This window comes from Salinarimonas ramus (genome assembly GCF_014645695.1).
Classification (GTDB): domain Bacteria; phylum Pseudomonadota; class Alphaproteobacteria; order Rhizobiales; family Beijerinckiaceae; genus Salinarimonas; species Salinarimonas ramus.
Window position 1 is genome coordinate 96,761 of the sequence record NZ_BMMF01000013.1, and the last position, 19,113, is coordinate 115,873.

A 19,113-nucleotide genomic window follows, 5' to 3' on the forward strand; every position below is an offset into this window, starting at 1 on the left:
TGTGCGGCGGCGCGGGGTCGCGGCGCGTGGCGCACCGCTTTGCCCGGTCAACAGGGAGGGACGCGGATCGTTCCTGGAAAGGAGAGGCCGGTCTAAGCGCCCACGGTTGACGCTCTGCTCAAGATTTGGCGAGCACCATGGCGTCGAGCACCGCGAAGTAGAAGCAGGCGGACGCGACGAGCACGAAGGCGTGCCAGACGGCGTTGTGGAAGCGCAGCGTCTCCCACAGGTGGAAGACGATGCCGGCCATGTAGATGGCCCCGCCGATGACGATGAGCCACAGCGTCGTGGGCGTCAGCGCCGCGATGATCTCCTCGCCGCCGAGCACGCCGCTCCAGCCCATCGCGAGGTAGAGCAGGATCGCCCCGCGATCCCAGCGGCCGGGGAAGACGAGCTTGAGCGTCACGCCCGTCGCGGCCGCGCCCCACAGGATGACGAGGAGCGGGGCGGCATGCGCCGCGTCCACCTGCGTGAGGAAGGCGGTGTAGGTGCCGGCGATGAGGATGTAGATCGCCGAATGGTCGAACCGGCGCAGGATCCATTTGGTGCGCGAGGCGGGATAGAGGTTGTAGATGGCCGAGACGGTGAGAACCGTGACGAGCCCGAAGCAATAGACGAGGAGCCCCGTCATCTCGAGCGCGCCGGCGCGCTCCGCCGCCCACAGCGTGATGAGGACGACGCCGATCAGGGCGAGCTTCAGGCCCAGCGCATGCACGATCCCGTCGGCGATGAGCTCGGCGCGGCTGTAGTCCCATTTCACCCGCACGGGGGGGACGAAACCGGCGGCTCGGTCGCGCGCTTCCCCGGTCTGCGCTTCGACGCTCGGCCCTTCCACGTTCATATGGTCTCCGTCTCCTGTCGTGCCGCTGGGGAGCATCATCGCGACGGGCGCTTGCTCCGGACGGCGAACGGCGCTTCCCTGGTCGACGTTCCGGGAGACGATAGCATGAAATTGGACGCGAACCGCCTGGTGGCACCCGAATTTTCCCTGTCCGACGTGGACTTGAAGGAGCGTATCGAGGACGACGAATACCTCGCCGAGGAGGCACGGCTGCAGACGGAGCTGAAGCGCATCCAGCAGGCGTATCTGCACAAGGGCGAGCGCGCGCTCATCGTCTTCGAGGGCTGGGACGCCGCCGGCAAGGGGGGCACCATCCGCCGCATGGCGGCGGCCATGGATCCCCGCGGCTTCAAGGTCTGGCCCATCGGCGCGCCCTCCCCCGCCGAGCAGCGCCACCACTATCTCCACCGCTTCTGGACCCGGCTTCCCGGCAACGGCGAGATCGTGATCTTCGACCGCTCGTGGTACGGACGCGTGCTCGTCGAGCGCGTGGAGGACTTCGCCACGCAGACCGAATGGCAGCGCGCGTACGAAGAGATCGTCGCCTTCGAGCGCATGCTGCTCGACGACGGTGCGCGCATCGTGAAGATCTTCCTCCACATCTCCCCCAAGGAGCAGCGCAAGCGCTTCGTCGAGCGCCTGCGCGACCCGCTCAAGCGCTGGAAGCTGTCCTACGAGGACCTGCGCAACCGCGAGAAATGGCCGCACTACGAGGCCGCCGTCGACGACATGGTGCGCCGCACCTCGACCGTCCGCGCACCCTGGACGGTCGTCTCCTCCGAGCAGAAGAAGTCGGGCCGCATCAAAGCCTTGCAGGCGATCGTGGAGGCGCTTTCCCATGACGTCGACCTCTCGCCGCGGCCCCTCGACCTGGGGCTCCTGGCGGAGGCCGAGGCCAAGCTCGGGATTGATCCGCGAGACGTCGTGGACACGTAAGCCCGGCGAGGCGTCGATGCTGCCGCTTTACGTTTCTTCACGTGCTGTTCGCACCTGCGAAACGGGTCTATGTGAGACAGGGCGAAGACAAGGCGACGAAACGGTTTGCAGCCCGTGAGTTTCCCGCCCTCGAGGATGACGAAGACCATGGACGCGCGCGTCAACGACGAACCGCCTTTCGCGGCCGACCGGGAGGCCGATCCCGACCGACCCGCGCCGCGGCGTCCGAGCGTGCTCTCGCGCATCGGCCGGGGCCTCCGGCTCCTCGTCATGGTGATCTTGCCGATCGCGCTGATCGTCGGCGCGCTCGCCGGCTTCGGCTGGATGCGGGCGACGAAGCCCACCGTCCCCGTCGAACGTCAGGGCGAGGTGGCGCGGCCGATCGCGGCGATCGTCGCCGATCCCGGGCCCGTCCAGCCGACGCTGACGGTCTACGGCCGCATCGTCTCCGGCCGCTCGGTCGACATCCGCGCTCTCGTGTCGGGGCCGATCGTGTCGGTGTCGGACGCCCTCGTCGACGGCGGGCGGGTGGCGGCGGGCGATCCGCTGGTCACCATCGATCCCTTCGCCTACGAGGGCGCGCTCGTGCGGGCGAACGCGGATCTGGCGGAGGCGCAGGCGCGGATCGCCGAGCTCGAGGCCCGCACCCGGCAGGAGACCGACGCGATCGAGCGGGCCCGCGACCAGCTCGTCATCGCCGAGCGGGATCTCGACCGGATCTCGACGCTCCGCGACAGCGGCTCGGCCTCGGCGCGCGCGCTCGACGACGTCGAGCTGCGCGTTTCGCAGGCGCGGGCGGCGCTCGAGACGCGGGAGAACCAGCTCGCGATCTACGAGGCCCAGCGCGCGGCACTCGATGCCTCCCTCGACCGGCTGCTTTTCGCCGTCTCCCAGGCCGAGCGCAATCTCGCGGACACGGTCCTGCGCGCACCTTTCGACGCCCTCGTCTCGGACGTCGGCGCGGAGGTGGGCAAGGTCGTCTCGCTCAACGACCGGATCGCGACCCTCGTCGCCACGGAGCGGCTCGAGGCGCGCTTCCTCCTCTCGGACGCGCAATACGCCCGACTCGCCCCGGACGGCGGCCTCGTGGGCCGCCCGGTCACGGTCATCTGGAGCGCCGGCGAGAGCGAGATCAGGCGCGCGGCGACGATCACGCGTGTCGCCAGCGCGGCGCAGGACGCCTCCTTCGCCGTCTACGCCTCCTTCGACGAGGCAGCGGACGCCGAGGTGCTGCGTCCGGGCGCCTTCGTCGAGGCGCGCCTCGCCGATCGCGTCTACGAGAACGCGCTCACCCTTCCCGTCACCGCCCTCTACGACGGCGGCGTCTTCACGGTGGACGGCGAGAGCCGGCTCGCGCGCGTGCCCGTCGAGATCCTCGCCTGGGGCGAGGACGAGGCGGTGGTGCGCGCCCCCGAGATCGCCGCCGGCACGACGATCCTCGCCTCGCGCCTCACGGCGGCCGGTGCCGGCCAGCTCGTCGAGATACGCACGCCCGCCGCCGACGCGGAGGTCGGGCGATGAGCGCCGCGACGGACGAGCGCGACGCCGTGCCCGCGGGCGGCGGCGGGATCATCGGCATCATCAACGGCTTCCTGCGCCACCGCATCGCCGCGAACCTGCTCGCGCTCGGCGTCGCGTTGATGGGGCTGATGGCGCTCACGCGCCTCAACACGCAATTCTTCCCGACGGTGCAGATCCCCACGATCTTCGTCACCGTCGCATGGCAGGGCGCGAGCCCGGAGGACGTCTCCACCGCCGTCCTCGACGTCATCGAGCCCGAGGTGCGCTTCCTCGACGGCGTCGACGACATCACCTCCTACGCCGTCGAAGGGTCGGCACGCATCGTCCTCGAATTCGTCGAGGGCGCGGACATGGACAAGGCGCTCTCGGACGTCGAGCAGGCGCTGACCTCGATCAGCACGCTGCCGCTCGAGGCGGAGCGCCCCGTCGTCACCCGCGTCGAATTCTACGAGACGGTGGCGCTGCTGGCGCTCTCGGGCGACGTCTCCGAGGACACGCTGAAATCCCTCGCCCGCGACGCGCGCGACGGCCTCCTCGACCGCGGCATCGATCGCGTCGTCTTCACCGGCGACCGCGCCCGCGAGCTGTGGGTGGAGGTCGACGCGGCCGCCATGCGCCGGCTCGGTCTCACCGCAGCGGACGTCTCCCGCGCGATTGCGAGGACCAACCTGTCCGAGCCGCTCGGCACGCTGGAAGGCGCGAGCGAGCGCACCCTGCGCACCCTCTCGCGCACGGATCGGCCCTCCGGCATCGGCGCCATCGAGGTCGTCGCCTCGGCGGAGGGCGAGCGCATCTTCGTGCGCGACGTGGCCGCGATCCGCGAGGCGCTGCGCGACGGGGGCGTGCGCCTCCTGCGCGACGGCGCGCCGATGATCCTCCTCGACATCCAGCGTGCGGAGAGTGCCGACACGCTCCAGAGCATGTCGGCGGCCCTCGACCACGTGGAGGAGCTCGAGGCCCGCCTGCCGCCGACGGTGCATGCGCAGCTCTTCGACGTGCGCGCGCAGGTCGTCTCCGACCGCATCGAGACACTCTCGCTCAACGCCCTCTCGGGCATGGCGATCATCGTCGTCGTGCTCCTGTTCTTCCTCAACACCCGCGTCGCCTTCTGGGTGGCGATGGGCGTGCCGATCTCGCTGCTCGCCACCTTCGCGCTGATGTGGGCGACGGGGCAGACGATCAACGCGATCTCGCTTCTCGGCCTCATCCTCGTGCTCGGCATCCTCGTCGACGACGCCATCATCGTCGGCGAGCACGCGGTGACGCTCACCGAAGCCGGCAAGTCGCCCACCGAGGCCGCCCACGGCGCGGCCATGCGCATGCTCGTGCCCGTCATCGCGGCGACGACGACCACGCAGGCCGCCTTCCTGCCGGTCTTCATGATCTCGGGCGTGGTCGGGCAGATCATCGTCGCGATCCCCCTTGTCGTCGTCGTGGCGCTCGCGGCCTCGCTCTTCGAGAGCTTCCTCGTCCTGCCGACGCATCTGCGCCACGCGCTCGCCGCGCAGGAGCGCGCCAAGGCCCGCGCGGCGCGCCGGGCACGGCCCTCCGCGATGAGCCGCATGCGCGCGGGGCTGGAGCGCGGCATCGACCGCTTCCGCAACGGGCCGATCCGGGCGCTCGCGCGGATCGCCTATGCCTGGCGCTACTCGACCATCGCGCTCGCCGTCGCGGCGCTGATCCTCTCGGTGGGCCTCATCGCCGGCGGGCGCGTGCAATTCACCTTCTTCCCCACGCCCGAGCCCGAATACGTCACCGCCGAGATCATGTTCGCGCCCGGCATGTCGGAAGCCGCCATGGTCGACGCCCTCGCCCGCGTCGAGGACGCGATCGAGGCGGCGGACGCGGACATCGCGGCGCAGAGCGGCGAGCGCGTCGTGCGCTTCGCCTTCTCGCGCCTGGGCGTCGCCGGGCAGAAGCGCGGGGACAACATGGCGACCGTGGAGGTCGAGCTGACGCCCGGCGAGGAGCGCACGATCCGCACGCCCGACGTCGTCGCCGCCTTCGAGGCGGCCGTGCCGGCGATCCCGGGGCTCGACGAGATCTCCATCACCGGCCGCCGATCGGGCCCGCCGGGCTCGGACATCGACGTCTCGTTCACGGGCGCCGACCTCGCGACGCTCAAGGCCGCCGCCGAGGAGCTGAAGCTGCGGCTTCGCGACTATCCAGGCGTCTACGGCATCGCCGACGACACGCCTTTCGGCAAGAACGAGATCGTGCTCGCAACGACGCCGCGGGGCGAGGCGCTGGGCCTCACCGCCGACGTCGTGATCTCCCAGGTGCGCGCCGTCTATCAGGGCGCCGTCGCCATGCGCTTCGCCGCCGGCGAGGAGGAGGTGACGATCCGCGTCAAGCAGGAGGGCGCGGACGAATCGGTCGCGGGCCTCCTCGACATGATGCTGCGCACGCCGTCCGGCGCTCAGGTGCGCCTCGGCGACGTCGTCACCATCGACGAGCGCGCCGCCTTCGCGCTGATCCAGCGCCGCGACGGGCGCGTCGCCGTCACGGTGACGGCGGACGTCAACGCCGACGTCACGCCCGAGGGCGAGGTGCGCGGCGACGTCGTCGACAACATCCTGCCGGCGCTGCGCTCGCAATACGGCGTCGAGACCGCCGTGCGCGGGCGCGCCGAGACGCAGGCCGCCGCCTTCGGGGACCTCGGCTTCGGCGCCATCGTGGCGCTGGCGGCGATCTACGTGATCCTCGCCCTCGTCTTCCAGAACTGGTCGCAGCCGATCCTGGTGATGCTCGTCATCCCCTTCGGCTTCATCGGCGCCGTGATCGGGCACTGGATCCTCGGCTTCCAGTTCGCCTTCCTGTCGATGGTGGGGCTGCTCGGGCTCTCGGGCATCCTCGTCAACGGCTCCATCGTCCTCGTCGACCGCTACAACGAGCGCGTCCGCGACGGCGAGGACCCGGCCTCCGCGGCGGTCGCCTCGTCGGTCGACCGCTTCCGCGCTGTGCTGCTCACCACGCTGACGACGTCGGGCGGCATGGCGCCGCTCATCGCGGAGAAGAGCCTGCAGGCGCAGTTCCTCATCCCCATCGCGATCACGCTCTCCTTCGGGCTGCTGGTCGCGGCGCTGATCATCCTTTTCGTCGTGCCGGCGCTGCTGGGCGTCGCGCAGGACCTCGCCCGGATGAAGCGCGGCTATCTCCGGCTCGCGGGGCTCGCGGAGGTGCGCTGAGGGGGCGGCCGTCGTCCTCCCCTGCGGAGAGGTGGCGCTTGGTGCAGGCGTATCGGTGGTCGCCTCAGCGGGTGCGGAGCCTCGTCATCGCGCGGCGCACGAGCTTTTCCGCCTCGAGCATCACCAGCACGGCGACACCCGCCGCCAGCGCCGCCGCCAGCTCGGCCAAGCCGAGCGGTCGCGAGTCGAACACCGCGTTCATGAACGGCACGTAGGTGAAGCCGAGCTGCAGCGCGGTGACGGCACCGACGACGATCAGCACGACCGGCGTGCCGAGCGCGCCCGCCAGCGTCATCGAGGGGCTGTCGAGATAGCGCACGGCGAAGAGGTAGAAGATCTCCATGGCGACGAGCGCATTCACCGCGATCGTGCGCGCCGTCGCTTCGTCGTGTCCCTGCGACAGGCCGAAACGATAGGCGCCGAAGATACCGGCCGTGAACAGGGCCGAGACGAAGAGCACCCGCCAGGCGAGGAAGGCGTCGAGGATGCGCTTTTCGGGATCGCGCGGGCGCCGGCGCATGACGTCGGGCTCCGGCGGCTCGAAGGCGAGGCTCGTGCCGAGGATGACGGACGAGACCATGTTCACCCACAGGATCTGCACCGCCGTGATCGGCAGCGCGAGCCCGGCGAGGAGCGCGATGACGAGGCTCGCCGATTCGCCGCCGTTGATCGGCAGCAGGAAGGCGATGCCCTTCTGCAAATTGGCGTAGACCGTCCGGCCCGCCTTCACGGCGGCTTCGAGCGTCGCGAAATTGTCGTCGAGCAGCACCATGTCGGCGGCCTGCTTGGCGGCCTCGGACCCCTTGCGGCCCATGGCGATGCCGATGTCGGCGCGCTTGAGCGCGGGCGCGTCGTTGACGCCGTCCCCCGTCATGGCGACGACGCGTCCTTGCGCCTGGAGCGCCGAGACCAGGCGGATCTTGTGCTCGGGGCTGGTGCGCGCAAAGACGTCGACCGCCCGCACCCGCTCGGCCAGCGCGGCGTCGTCGAGCGCGTCGAGGTCGCGGCCGGTGAGCACGTCGTCGGGGTTCGAGAGGCCGAGCGCACGGGCGATGGCGGATGCCGTCGCGGCGTGATCGCCGGTGATCATCTTCACGTCGATGCCGGCCTCGTGGCACTCCGCGACGGAGGCCACGGCCTCCTCCCGCGGAGGGTCGATGAGGCCGACGAGCCCGATCAGGACGAGGCCCGGCTCGACGCTCTCGATGTCGAGCATGTCCTCCCCCTCCCCCGCCTCGCGCCCGGCGAAGGCGAGGACACGCTGGCCCTTCGCCGCGATCTCCTCGATCGCCGCGTGGCAACGCGCGCGGTCGAGGGGCAGGTCGCGCCCGTCGGCGCCGCGGGCGACGTCGCACATGGCGAGGATGCGCTCGGGCGCGCCCTTGACGAAGACGTAGGCGCCGCGCTCCGCCTCGTTCGGCCTGTCGAGGGTCGCCATGAAGCGGTGCTGCGCGTCGAAGGGCACGGCGTCCATGCGCGTCCAGGACGTGCGCTCCGCCCGCGGCTCGAAGCCGGCCTTGGCGGCGAGCGCCACGAGGGCGCCTTCCATCGGATCCCCTTCGACGCGCCAGCCGTGCTCGGTACGCGTCAGAGCCGCGTCGTTGCACAGGAGCGCGGCGCGGGCGAGATCGGCGAGGAGCGGCTCGTCCGCCGGGTCGACCGCCGCGCCGTCGTGCGTGAAGCCGCCCTCGGGCGCATAGCCCTCGCCCGAGACCTCGTAGACGCGCTCGCCCGTCATCACGGTCGCGGCCATCATCTCGTTGCGGGTGAGCGTGCCGGTCTTGTCCGAGCAGATGACGGAGACGGCGCCCAGCGTCTCGATGGCCGGGAGCCGGCGCACCACCGCATTCCGTCTCGCCATGCCCTGGACGCCGATGGCCAGCGTGATGGTGAGAAGCGCCGGCAGGCCCTCGGGCATCGCCGCGACCATCAGGCCGACGACGGCGATGAAGAGCTCGTCGAAGGCGTAGCCCCGCACCAGGATGCCGAAAGCCAGCACCGCGGCGGCGAGGACGACGATGCCGATGGCGAGCGTCTTGGCGAGGCTGTCGATCTGGCGAAGCAGCGGCGTCGTCATCTCGCCGACCTCGGCGAGGAGGCCCGAGATGCGGCCGATCTCCGTTCGCGAACCGGTGGCGACGACGACGCCGCGGCCGGAGCCCGCCGTCACCATGGTGCCGGAATAGGCCATGGAGGCGCGGTCGCCGAGCTGGGCGTCCGCCTCGACAGGATGGATCGACTTCTCGGAGGGCACGCTCTCGCCCGTGAGCGCCGCCTCCTCGATGCGCAGGTTGCGCGCCTCGACGACGCGCAGGTCCGCCGGGACGCGGTCTCCCGCCTCGACGAGCACGACGTCCCCCGGCACGAGATGCTCGCCGGGTATCCCGACGCGCTTGCCGTCGCGCAGCGTCGCCGCCTGGGGCGCGAGCATGCCGGCAATGGCGTCGAGCGCCGCCTCCGCCTTGCCCTCCTGCACGAAGCCGATACCCACGTTGGCGACGACGACGGCGAGGATGACGGCGGTGTCGATCCAATGGCCGAGCAGCGCCGTCACCAGCGCCGAGACGAGTAGGATCCAGATGAGGACGGAATTGACCTGATCGAGGAGCCGCTGCAGCGGCCCGCGTCGCTTCGCCTGCGGCAGCCGGTTGGGCCCGTGCCGCTCGAGCCGCCGCGCCGCCTCGTCCGCAGCGAGGCCGTGCGGCGCGCTCTCGAGATGCGCGAGCGCGTCGGCATGGGGAATGGCGTGCCAGGGGCGAGCGTCGGGGGGCCGCGTCGCGTCGTCGTCCGTGGGGGGCATGGGCGGATCACTCCACGCATCTCTCCTTCCCTGTAGGGGAAGGTGGCGCCGGCGAAGCCGGTGACGGATGGGGCACGCCGAACGGCGTGCTCGGCGAAGCCGAGATGGGGCGTTTCACCGGCAAGCGACGGACCCCACCCCTCGCCGGCTGGCGCCGGCATTCCCCTCCCCTACAGGAAGGGACACCTCACCGCGACCGCTCCTTCCTCCACTGCACCGAATACAGATCGAAGCGCCGGTCGCGCAGGTTCTGGACGGTGCCGTTGGCGCGCGCCTGGCGCAGCGTGTCGAGATTCAGGTCGGCGATGGCGACCATCTCCGAGTTCGGCGTCGTGTCGGCGGCGATGCCGTCGCGGTCGAAGGGGAAGTCGCAGGGCGTCAGGATGCAGCTCTGCGCGTACTGGATGTCCATGTTCTCGACGTTGGGGAGATTGCCCACGTTGCCGGCCAGCGCGACGTAGACCTGGTTCTCCACCGCCCGCGCCTGGCAGCAATAGCGCACCCGCAGGTAGGACTTGCGCTCGTCGGTGCAGAAGGGGACGAACAGTATCTGCGCGCCCTGGTCGACGAGGTGGCGGGCGAGCTCGGGGAACTCGCTGTCGTAGCAGATCATGATGCCGATCGGCCCGCAATCGGTCATGACCGTGCTCGCCTCGTCGGCGCCGACGATGGACCACCAATAGCGCTCGTTGGGCGTCGGGTGGATCTTCGGGCGTGCGTGGATCGAGCCGTCGCGCAGGCAGACATAGCAGACGTTGATGATGTCGCCGTCCTCGTCCCGCGTCGGATGCGAGCCGCCGATGATGTTGATGTTGTAGTGCACGGCCAGCCGCGACAGCATCTCCTTGAGCCGCTCGGTATAGCGGGACAGCTGCGCGATCGCCTTGTCGGGCGGCAGGTTCTCGTTGTCGATCGAGAGCAGCTGGAGCGTGAACAGCTCCGGAAAGACGCAGAAGTCCGACTTGTAGTCGGCCACGGCATCGACGAAATACTCGACCTGGTCAGCGAATTCCTGGAAGGATTCGACCTTGCGCTGCTGGTACTGGATGCAGGCCACGCGCACGGTCGATTGCGGGCGGCGGCGCTGCTTGTCGTTGCGCGAGGCCGGATCCGGCGCCACGGCCGGGTTCCACCAGACGAGGTGCACGGCGTTGCCGCGGCTCTCCGTGTCGATGGGCAGGTAGTCGTGGAGGACGCGCAGGGGCTCGAAGCCGTTGCGCATCTGGAACGAGATCACCTGGTCGCGCAGGCCCTGCTCCACCACGGACTCGAGATATTCCTCGGCGCTCGCCACCTGCTTGCGGCGCTTCGCCTTCGCGTAGCCCGGCATGCGCCCGGCGAAGACGATGGCCTTGAGCTTGAGGTCGATGGCGAGGCGCTTGCGCTCATTGTAGAGGCGCTGGCCTATGCGCAACCCGCGATGCTTCGGGTCGACCATCACCTCGAAGCCGTAGAGCACGTCCCCGTCGTCGTCGTGGCGGGAGGCGAAGCCGTTGCCGGTGATCGTGTTCCAGTCGTGCGGGGCGAGCGCCGTCTTCTCGTCGATGAGGAAGGTGGCCGCGTAGCCGACGAGCTCGTCCTGGTAGATGGCGACGAACTGACCTTCCGGGAACATCTGGATCTGGCCGCGCAGCTGGGCCTGGGAATAGGGCTCCATCGTCGGGTAGGCCCGCCGGCACAGCGCCTGGATGGCACGCACGTCCTTGAGCAGAGCCGGCCGCACGAAGAGCTTCGGCTTCGTCTCGGCGCGAGCCTGGGCCTTGGCGGTGCGCGCGTTGGACGCCTTGGCGGCGGCGCGCTTGACGCCTGGCGCGTGCGCCTCTCGCGTCGCGGCGTCGGTGGTTGCGTCGTCGATCAGCGTCTTGTCGCCGGCATCCTCGTTCACGAAAGCCTCTCTTCTCGCATGGGCCGGCCTGCGCGGGCCGGCCTCTCAAGTGATGATCCTAGAGCGGCCAGACGACGAGGATCATCGGGATTCCCACGCACAGGACGACGATCTCCAAGGGCAGGCCGAGGCGCCAGTAGTCTCCGAATCGAAAACCGCCGGGGCCCAGGATCAGCGTGTTGTTCTGGTGGCCGATCGGCGTGAGGAACGCGCAGGACGAGCCGATCGCCACCGCCATCAGGAACGGGTCCGGATTTGCGCCCATCACCCCCGCGATCCCGATCGCGATCGGACACATAACGGTCGCGGTCGCCGCATTGTTCATGAAATCGGTGAGACACATGGTCATCACCATGAGGCCGACGAGCACCAGGACGGGGCTGCTCTCGCCCATCAGCCCCATCATGCCGCGCGCCAGCATGTCGGCCGCACCCGTCGCCGCGACGGCGCCGGCGACGGGGATGAGCGCGCCGAGCAGCACGATCACCGGCCACTCCACCGCCGTGTAGACCTCCCGCGTGGGCACGATGGACGCGAGCACGTAGGCGAGCGCGGCGAGCGTGAAAGCGATCTCGGCGGGCAGGATCGCGAGCGCGGTGGCCGCGATGGCCGCGCCGAAGATGCCGGCGGCGAGCCACGCGTCGCGCTTGGCCGGGAAGCGCAGCGCGCGCTCGGCCAGCGGCACGCAGTCGAAATGCGCGGAGAAGTCGGCGAGCGTGTCGGGCGTGCCCTGGAGCAGCAGCACGTCGCCGGGCGCGAGACGCGTCTGGCGCAGCCGCGAGATCGAGCGCCGGCCCTGGCGGGAAATGGCGAGGAGATTGATCGCGTGGCGCGAGCGCAGCTTCAGATGCTGGGCCGTGCGCCCGACCAGCGGCGAGCCCGGGCGCACCACGACCTCCGCCATCACGGTGTGCTCGGCCTCGGGCGCGCGCACGCCGGTGCGCTTGTCCTCCTCCAGCGTCAGGCCGAGCTTGGCCAGCGCCTGGGCGAGGTTCTTCGAATCGGCCTCGATGACGAGGATGTCGTCCTCGCGCACGCTGCGCCAGTTCTGCGGGGCGGGGATGCGGGCGTTGTCGCGCACGAGGCCCACGACCTGCGCCTCCGCCGCCGCGAGGGTCTCCTCGACCTCCTTGAGTGTCATGCCCACGGCCCGCGCCTTGGCAGGCACCCGCGCCTCGGTGAGGTAGGCACCGATGTCGAAGTTTTGCCCCGCGCTACGCGGCCGCTCGGGAACGAGGAAGCGCGCGCCGAGAACGACGAGGAGCACGCCCGCGCCGGCCACCGCGAGCCCCACGGGCGTGAAGGCGAACATGCCGAAGGGCTCGCCCGTCGCCTCGGCTCGGAAGGCGGCGACGATCAGGTTCGGCGGCGTGCCGATGAGCGTCGTCATGCCGCCGAGGATGGAGGCGAAGGAGAGCGGCATCAGGATCTGCCCCGGCGCCACGTTCACCCGCCGCGCGGCTCCGAGGGCAGCCGGCATCATCAGCGCCAGCGCGCCGATGTTGTTCATGAACGACGACATGGCGGCCGTGAGCGCGCAGAAGATCAGGATGATGCGCCACGGTCCGGCCGCATCGGGAACCACCCGGCGGATCAGGCGGTCGATCAAACCGGAGGACGCGAGGCCGTGGCTGAGCACGAGCACCGCGGCGACGGTGACGACCGCCGGGTGACCGAAGCCGGCGAAGGCCTGCGAGGCCGGCACGAGGCCGACCAGCACGCACGCGATCAGCGCCGCGACGGCCACGAGGTCGTGACGCCAGCGTCCCCACAGGAAGAACCCCATGGCGACGGCGATGATCGCGAGGATGAGGGCTTGGGGCGCCGTCATGCGCCGTTCCGGCCGGTCCGAGCTGCGGGCATGGGCGACGCGGCAGGCAAGGGCGACGGGCTCCCGCACGCCGCCTCGTCCGCGAGCGCCGCGCTTCCCGCGAAGTTCGACCACACATCGGCGCGGCGGGCAAGCCCCAGGTTGGCCCGCAAAGAGCGCTTGCCGGGCGCTCGACCGGAGCGTGCGTCCGCTGCGGGTCCGCTTCGCGTGCCGTGCGTGCCGCGCGCCTTGCGGTGCGGCCGGCCGCGGCCTACGGCTCGACGGAAATGCGTACGCGGAGGCGGCGATGGCGGGCGAGGCGGAGATGCGGACGAAGGCGCCGAGCGGCGGGCTCGCGCCCTGGCTCCCGGCGCTGCTGGCGGTGATCGTCGGCATCGGCTTCGCGCGCTTCGCCTACACCCCGCTCCTGCCGCTCCTCGTCGAGCGGGGCTGGGTGAGCGCCGCCGAGGGCGCTTTCGCGGGTGCTGCGAATCTCGCGGGCTATCTCGTCGGCGCGCTGGCGGCGCAGGCGCTCGCGGGAAGGCCCGAGCGCGGGGCGATCCTCAACGCCTCGCTCGTTCTCGCCATCGTCTCGCTCGGCGCCTGCGCCGCGCCGCTCGGAGCGACCTGGCTCTCCGGCTTCCGCTTTCTCGCGGGTGTGGCCGGCGGGCTGATCATGGTGCTCGGTCCCTCCGCGATCCTGGCGCGCACGCCGCCGGAGGCGAAGAGCCGGGTCTCGGGCTACGTCTTCGCGGGCGTGGGCATCGGCGTCATGCTGTCGGGCGCCCTCCTCCCGGCGCTCGCGACGCTCGGCCTCGTGACGACCTGGCTCGCGCTGGCCGCCATGGCGCTCGTCCTCACCGCGATCGCGTGGCGCCGCTGGCCGGAAGGCGCGGGCGCCGCCGCCGCGGGCGAGATGCCGAAGCGCGCGCCCTTGGCCATCGCGCTCCTCGTCCTCGCCTATGCCAGCGACGGCGCCGGCTTCGTGCCGCACACGCTCTTCCTGTCGGACTTCGTCGCCCGCGGCCTGGGGCGGGGAGAGGCCGCGGGCGGGCTCGCCTGGACGGCCTTCGGCATCGGCGCCGTCGTCGGCGCGCCGCTGTGCGGGCTCGTCGCCTCACGGATCGGCGCCGGGCCCGCCCTCGTCGGGGCCCTGTTCCTCAAGGCTGCGGCCGTCGCCCTGCCCCTCGTCTCGACCAGCGCCGTGGCGCTCGGGGCCTCCGCGATCCTCGTGGGCGCGCTCACGCCCGGCATGGTCGCGCTCGCCGCCGCGCTGACGGCGACCCTGGCGAGCGGCCCCGCCCAGGCCCGCCTCTTCGGCACCATGACCATCGCCTTCGCCGTCGCCCAGGCGGCGGGCGCCTACGCCCTCTCCGCCCTCTTCGCTGCGAGCGGCTCCCACCTGCCGCTCTTCGCGACCGGCGCAGCGGTGCTCGCGGCGGGTGGGTTGGCGGCCGTGGGGGCGGTGCGGATGGTGGGAAGGGGCTAAGTCGGGTCACGTCCTGAGGGTTGTAGATTATACCATTCAGGATGGTTTCATCCTTAACTAGCATGCAATGATGTGCACTCTTCTTGACATGCATGTGCTGTCAGGCCATTTTCCACGAACAGCAGGAACCGAGCCATGGCACACGTATCGTCCTCTTCATTTCGTGATCTCGAGGAATTCCTCGATAGCGTCTGCGCGTCCGACGTGCCGGTGACGGTCACGCGCACGGACAAGAAGTCGGTCGTCGTCCTATCCGAGGACGAGTATTCCAGCTTGATGGAAACGCTTTATCTCCTGCGAAGCCCTGCGAACGCGCGGGACTTGCGAGAGTCCGTGGCGGACCTGGACGCTGGTCGCGGTCTGGAGCGTAATCTTCTGTCGTGAAGCTCCTCTGGTCGCCCGCTGCCTGGGAGGCGTATCTCTCTTGGCAGAAAGAGAATCCCGAGGGCCTCAAGCGGCTCAACGAATTGATTAGGGAAGTACAGCGTACTCCGTTCACCGGGACCGGAAAGCCGGAGCCGCTGAGAGGCGATCTTACGGGATGGTGGTCGCGCCGGATCACCAAGGAGCACCGGCTGGTCTATCGAGTGCGCGGCAAAGGTGATGAGCAATTCGTCGAGATCGCTCAGTGCCGCTACCACTATTGAGAGGCGATAGTGCTCAAGCCGCGCCGCGCTCTCTCGCGGGTCGGCCGACGCTCGGATGGGTCGCCGCGTAGAGATAGGCGGCCTCGAACGCTTCGCGCGGGACATCGGGATAGTCGTCCAGCAGGTCGTCGATCGTGTCGCCGGCCTCGATGCGCCCGAGGACGGAGCTCGCCGTGATCCGCGTCCCCTTGAGGACGGGACGCCCGCCCATCACGCCGTCAACACGCTCGATATAGGCATCGCGCGCCTCCGCGTAGCGCAGCGCACGGTCGACGGCATCGCTCGCGAGGGCACCGACGTCGACTGTCAGCGCCGGCGCGATCTCGATGCGGCACTCCCTCATCGCATCGAGGCGTACGGTTTCGACGTGCCTGCTCATCTGCAGCTTGTCAGCGATCGTGAGGCGACGTCCTAGAGACCGGAAGGTCGCGGCGAGAGCGACAGAGCGAATCGGAAGCATCCGCTCGGCTCGCGTGCCGGAACGCGTCGCGCTGAAGATCCGCTGCTCGAGGGCCTTCTCGACGACGCTTCGCGGCGCGTCCGCCAGCGCGGCGACCTCGTTCACTGACAGCATGGCAGCCACTGAAAACTCCTTCCTCACGGGGGAAGAACAAACCCTAGGCCGGACGTGGGCAAGATGCCCCCGACATCCCGCCCCGAACACGAAAAAGGCGGCCCCCGCGGGGACCGCCTCTTCCACGTCTCGGCAAAACAGCCTCGTCGCGCGATCAGCGCTTCGAGAACTGGAAGGAGCGGCGGGCCTTGGCCTTGCCGTACTTCTTGCGCTCGACCACGCGGGAGTCGCGGGTGAGGAAGCCGTTCTTCTTGAGGATGCCGCGCAGCTCGGGCTCGTAGTGCGTCAGCGCCTTCGACAGGCCGTGGCGCACGGCGCCGGCCTGGCCGGAGAGACCGCCGCCCATCACCGTGACGGTGATGTCGTACTGGTCGACGCGGTTCGTCAGCTGGAGCGGCTGGTTGAGGATCATCCGCAGGACCGGGCGCGCGAAATAGGTCTCGAGCGGACGGGCGTTGACGGAGATCTTGCCGGTGCCGGGGCGGATCCAGACGCGAGCGATGGCGTCCTTGCGCTTGCCGGTGGCATAGGCGCGGCCGTGGGCGTCGAGCTTCTGGACGTGGACCGGGGCGTCCTCGGTCGGGGTCGTCGTCTGCGCCTGGCCGAGATCGGAGAGGGACTGCAGGGTCGCCATCGTCAGATCCTCACGTTCTTGGAGTTCATCGCCGCGACGTCGAGCGCCTCGGGCTGCTGCGCCTCGTGGGGATGCTCCGTGCCCGGGTAGACCCGCAGGTTGCCCATGATCTTGCGGAAGAGCGGGCCGCGCGGGAGCATGCGCTCCACGGCCTTCTCGACGACGCGCTCGGGGAAGCGGCCCTCGAGGATCGAGCGCGCGGTGCGCTCCTTGATGCCGCCCGGATGGCCGGTGTGGTGGTAGTACACCTTCTGCTCGCGCTTGCGGCCGGTGAACTTCACCTTGTCGGCATTGATGACGATGACGTTGTCGCCGCAATCGACGTGGGGCGTGTACGACGGCTTGTGCTTGCCGCGCAGGCGCATCGCCACGATCGAGGCGAGACGGCCCACGACGAGGCCCTCCGCATCGATCACGACCCACTTCTTCTCGACGTCGGCGGGCTTCAGCGAAAAGGTCTTCATCGCGCTGTGTCCCTGGTTGGAGCCGCGAAGGCCCCCTGCGAAACGAGAAGCCGCCGGGCGGACCCGGCGGCAGCTGGCGTGTCTCTATGCGCGAAAGGCGCGAGGGTCAAGCCCTTTCGCGCGGAAACGACCGGCCGGAGCCCTTGCCATGCAAGGGATCGAGCGATGCGTACCAGGATACCGTCGCGCGCGTACCCCGATACCACATCACTCCAGCCGCACCGAGACGCTGTCCGTCTCCCCTGCCGCGTCGATCACCGTGATGCGCGCGAAACCGGCGCCGTCGGGGCGCCAGGCGGCCTCGCGGCGAAGGCTCGCCTCGCCCACGGGCACGCCGTTCACGAGCCAGGTGAGCGGCAGCGCCCCGCCCTGTGCCTTGAGCGCGAGGCGGCTCTCGCGTGCGCCGTCGGCGGCGACGAGGCCGAGATCGACCCGCGAGCCGTCCGGCGGGAAGGCGATGGCGAGGCGCGCGATCGCCGTCGCCTCGATGGTCTTGGGCCGATCCTGCCGGATGTGGCGCAGCGGCGGCGGCAGGCCGGCGGTGGACGTGATCAGCGCATGGGCCGGCACGGGAAGCGCGCTCGGCTCGCGGCCGGTGCGGGCATAGGCGTCGAAGAGGAGCGGGGCCGCGGCGTTGCGCCCGGTCAGCCCCGGCGTCGCGCCACCGTCCGCGCGCCCGACCCAGACGGCGATCGTCAGGTCGCGATCGAAGCCGATCGCCCAGGCGTCGCGGAAGCCGTAGGACGTGCCGGTCTTGTAGGCGATGCGTCCGCCGAGCGCGCCCTCGGGCGCCGGCGCGCCGCGCAGGACGTCGAACACGTACCAGGCGGCCACGGGATCGGCGACGGCCATGGGCGCCGGGTCCGCCGGGACGGGCGCCTCGCCGGCGCGGGTGACGAGCGCCGGCGCGGGCCCGCCGCGGGCGAGGCCGGCATAGAGGCGCGCCACGTCCGTGAGCGTGATGCCCAGCCCGCCGAGACCCACCGCGAGCCCCGGCGCGGTCTCCCGCGGGACCACAACTCCCGCGCCCGCCTGCCGCAGCCGCGCGACGAAGCGCGCGGGCCCGATCTCGGAGAGCAGCGCCACCGCGGGCACGTTGAGCGATTCCTGCAGCGCCCGTCGCGCGGTGACGGCGCCCTGATAGCCGAGATCGAAATTCTCCGGCGCGTAGATGCCGTAGCGGACGGGCCGGTCCTCCAGGATCGTCTCGGGATGGGCGAGCCCGGTCTCGAAGGCGAGCGCATAGATGAAGGGCTTGAGCGCCGAGCCCGGCGAGCGCACCGCTCGCGTCATGTCGATGGCGCCGCGGCGGGAATGGTCGAGGTAGCCGGCCGAGCCGACATGGGCGAGGACGGCGCCGGTCCGGTTCTCGACGACCAGCACCGCCGCCGACAATCCCGTCCCCAACCGCGCGACCCGTGCCGTCACGAGCTCTTCCAGCGCGACCTGCAGCCCGCCGTCGATGGCGAGGCGATGCATCACGGCCTGCGGCCGCTCGCCGACGGCGATGTCCGCCGCATGAGCCGCGATCATGGGGAAGTCGACGCGCGCCTCCGGCACGGGCTCGCGCGCCGCCATCTCGCGCTCGCGCGCGCTCAGGATCCCGGCCGCGAGCGCCCGGTCGAGCACGCGCTCGCGGGCGGCGCGGGCGATCTGCGGGAAGCGGTCCGGCCGGCGGGTCTCCGGGCTCTGCGGCAGGGCGACGAGGAGCGCCGCCTGCGCGTGCGAGAGCCGCTTCGGCTCACGCCCGAAATAGGCGAGGCTCGCCGCGCGCACGCCTTCGAGATTGCCGCCGTAGGGCGCCAGAGCGAGGTAGAGCCGCAGGATCTCGTCCTTGGTCAGGTCGGCTTCGAGGGTCCGCGCCCGCACGATCTGGCGCAGCTTCGCGGCGAGGCTGCGCTCCGCTCGCGGCTCGACGAGACGCGCGACCTGCATCGTCAGCGTCGACCCGCCCGACACGATCTCGCCATTCGCCACGAGCTGCCCGGCCGCACGGGCGAGCGCCAGGAGATCGACGCCGCCGTGCTCGCGAAAACGCTTGTCCTCGTAGGCGAGGAGCATGGCGAGGAAGGTCGGGTCGACGTCCTCGACACCCACCGGCAGCCGCCAGCGCCCCTCACCGGTGGCGTATGCCCGAAGGAGATCCCCCTCCCGGTCGAGCACCACGACGGAGCGCGCCTGCGCGGGCCCGAGGTCGAGGGGACCGAGCGAGGCGGCGTAGTCGCGGTAGAGGAGGTAGGCGGCGAGCGTCGTCGCGAGGGCGAGGATACAGAGGGCGCCCGATGCGACGCGAACTACCCGCCACGGGAATGGCCGGTTCACCC

Annotated in this window: 14 protein-coding genes; 6 read left to right on the forward strand and 8 right to left on the reverse strand. The window is 70.7% G+C overall.

What is annotated here, in order from left to right; genetic code table 11:
• Positions 1–118: 118 nt before the first annotated feature.
• Positions 119–841 (reverse strand): PAQR family membrane homeostasis protein TrhA, encoded by a 723-nt coding sequence (gene trhA, locus IEX89_RS19675; RefSeq protein ID WP_188914969.1) that lies wholly within the window; start codon positions 839–841, stop codon positions 119–121.
• 105 nt (positions 842–946) lie between these two features.
• On the opposite strand from trhA, the gene IEX89_RS19680 reads away from it, so the two are divergent.
• From IEX89_RS19680 to IEX89_RS19690, 3 genes are all read left to right on the forward strand, one after another.
• On the forward strand, positions 947–1,777 hold the full coding sequence (locus IEX89_RS19680; protein ID WP_188914970.1) for a polyphosphate kinase 2 family protein: 831 nt from the start codon (positions 947–949) through the stop codon (positions 1,775–1,777).
• 147 nt (positions 1,778–1,924) lie between these two features.
• Positions 1,925–3,298, forward strand: a complete 1,374-nt coding sequence (locus IEX89_RS19685; protein ID WP_188914971.1) for an efflux RND transporter periplasmic adaptor subunit — start codon at positions 1,925–1,927, stop codon at positions 3,296–3,298.
• Positions 3,295–6,486 carry an efflux RND transporter permease subunit gene (locus tag IEX89_RS19690; RefSeq protein WP_188914972.1) on the forward strand — a complete coding sequence of 1,064 codons (3,192 nt, stop codon included), beginning with the start codon at positions 3,295–3,297 and terminating at the stop codon, positions 6,484–6,486. Before IEX89_RS19685 ends, IEX89_RS19690 begins: the two co-directional genes overlap by 4 nt.
• A gap of 64 nt (positions 6,487–6,550) precedes the next feature.
• Here IEX89_RS19690 and IEX89_RS19695 read toward each other — a convergent pair whose 3' ends face one another.
• The 3 genes from IEX89_RS19695 to IEX89_RS19705 form a co-directional block, all read right to left on the reverse strand.
• Positions 6,551–9,286 carry an HAD-IC family P-type ATPase gene (locus IEX89_RS19695; protein WP_188914973.1) on the reverse strand — a complete coding sequence of 912 codons (2,736 nt, stop codon included), beginning with the start codon at positions 9,284–9,286 and terminating at the stop codon, positions 6,551–6,553.
• Between the two features lie 187 nt (positions 9,287–9,473).
• Complete coding sequence (locus IEX89_RS19700; RefSeq protein WP_244645587.1) at positions 9,474–11,171, reverse strand: bifunctional GNAT family N-acetyltransferase/carbon-nitrogen hydrolase family protein; 1,698 nt, start codon at positions 11,169–11,171, stop codon at positions 9,474–9,476.
• 58 nt (positions 11,172–11,229) lie between these two features.
• Positions 11,230–13,002, reverse strand: coding sequence for an SLC13 family permease (locus IEX89_RS19705; protein WP_188914974.1), 1,773 nt, complete (start codon positions 13,000–13,002; stop codon positions 11,230–11,232).
• Between the two features lie 286 nt (positions 13,003–13,288).
• Here IEX89_RS19705 and IEX89_RS19710 point away from each other — a divergent pair, with 286 nt between their 5' ends.
• The 3 genes from IEX89_RS19710 (at position 13,289) to IEX89_RS19720 (ending at position 15,117) form a co-directional block, all read left to right on the forward strand.
• Complete coding sequence (locus tag IEX89_RS19710; RefSeq protein ID WP_188914975.1) at positions 13,289–14,470, forward strand: YbfB/YjiJ family MFS transporter; 1,182 nt, start codon at positions 13,289–13,291, stop codon at positions 14,468–14,470.
• 135 nt (positions 14,471–14,605) lie between these two features.
• Positions 14,606–14,854, forward strand: coding sequence for a type II toxin-antitoxin system Phd/YefM family antitoxin (locus tag IEX89_RS19715; protein ID WP_188914976.1), 249 nt, complete (start codon positions 14,606–14,608; stop codon positions 14,852–14,854).
• Positions 14,851–15,117 (forward strand): Txe/YoeB family addiction module toxin, encoded by a 267-nt coding sequence (locus tag IEX89_RS19720; RefSeq protein WP_188914977.1) that lies wholly within the window; start codon positions 14,851–14,853, stop codon positions 15,115–15,117. Before IEX89_RS19715 ends, IEX89_RS19720 begins: the two co-directional genes overlap by 4 nt.
• A 13-nt stretch (positions 15,118–15,130) precedes the next feature.
• Here IEX89_RS19720 and IEX89_RS24285 read toward each other — a convergent pair whose 3' ends face one another.
• The 4 genes from IEX89_RS24285 to pbpC all read right to left on the reverse strand — a co-directional run bounded on the left by IEX89_RS24285 (position 15,131) and on the right by pbpC (position 19,111).
• A complete protein-coding gene (locus IEX89_RS24285; RefSeq protein ID WP_210317680.1) occupies positions 15,131–15,817 on the reverse strand; it encodes a DUF433 domain-containing protein in 687 nt (228 codons plus the stop codon).
• A gap of 28 nt (positions 15,818–15,845) precedes the next feature.
• A complete protein-coding gene (rpsI, locus tag IEX89_RS19730) occupies positions 15,846–16,325 on the reverse strand; it encodes a 30S ribosomal protein S9 (RefSeq protein ID WP_188914978.1) in 480 nt (159 codons plus the stop codon).
• A 2-nt stretch (positions 16,326–16,327) separates the two neighbouring features.
• Positions 16,328–16,789, reverse strand: a complete 462-nt coding sequence (gene rplM / locus IEX89_RS19735; RefSeq protein WP_188914979.1) for a 50S ribosomal protein L13 — start codon at positions 16,787–16,789, stop codon at positions 16,328–16,330.
• Positions 16,790–16,996: 207 nt separating this feature from the next.
• Positions 16,997–19,111: a penicillin-binding protein 1C gene (gene pbpC / locus IEX89_RS19740; RefSeq protein ID WP_188914980.1), complete on the reverse strand. Its 2,115-nt coding sequence runs from the start codon at positions 19,109–19,111 to the stop codon at positions 16,997–16,999.
• Between the last annotated feature and the right edge of the window lie 2 nt (positions 19,112–19,113).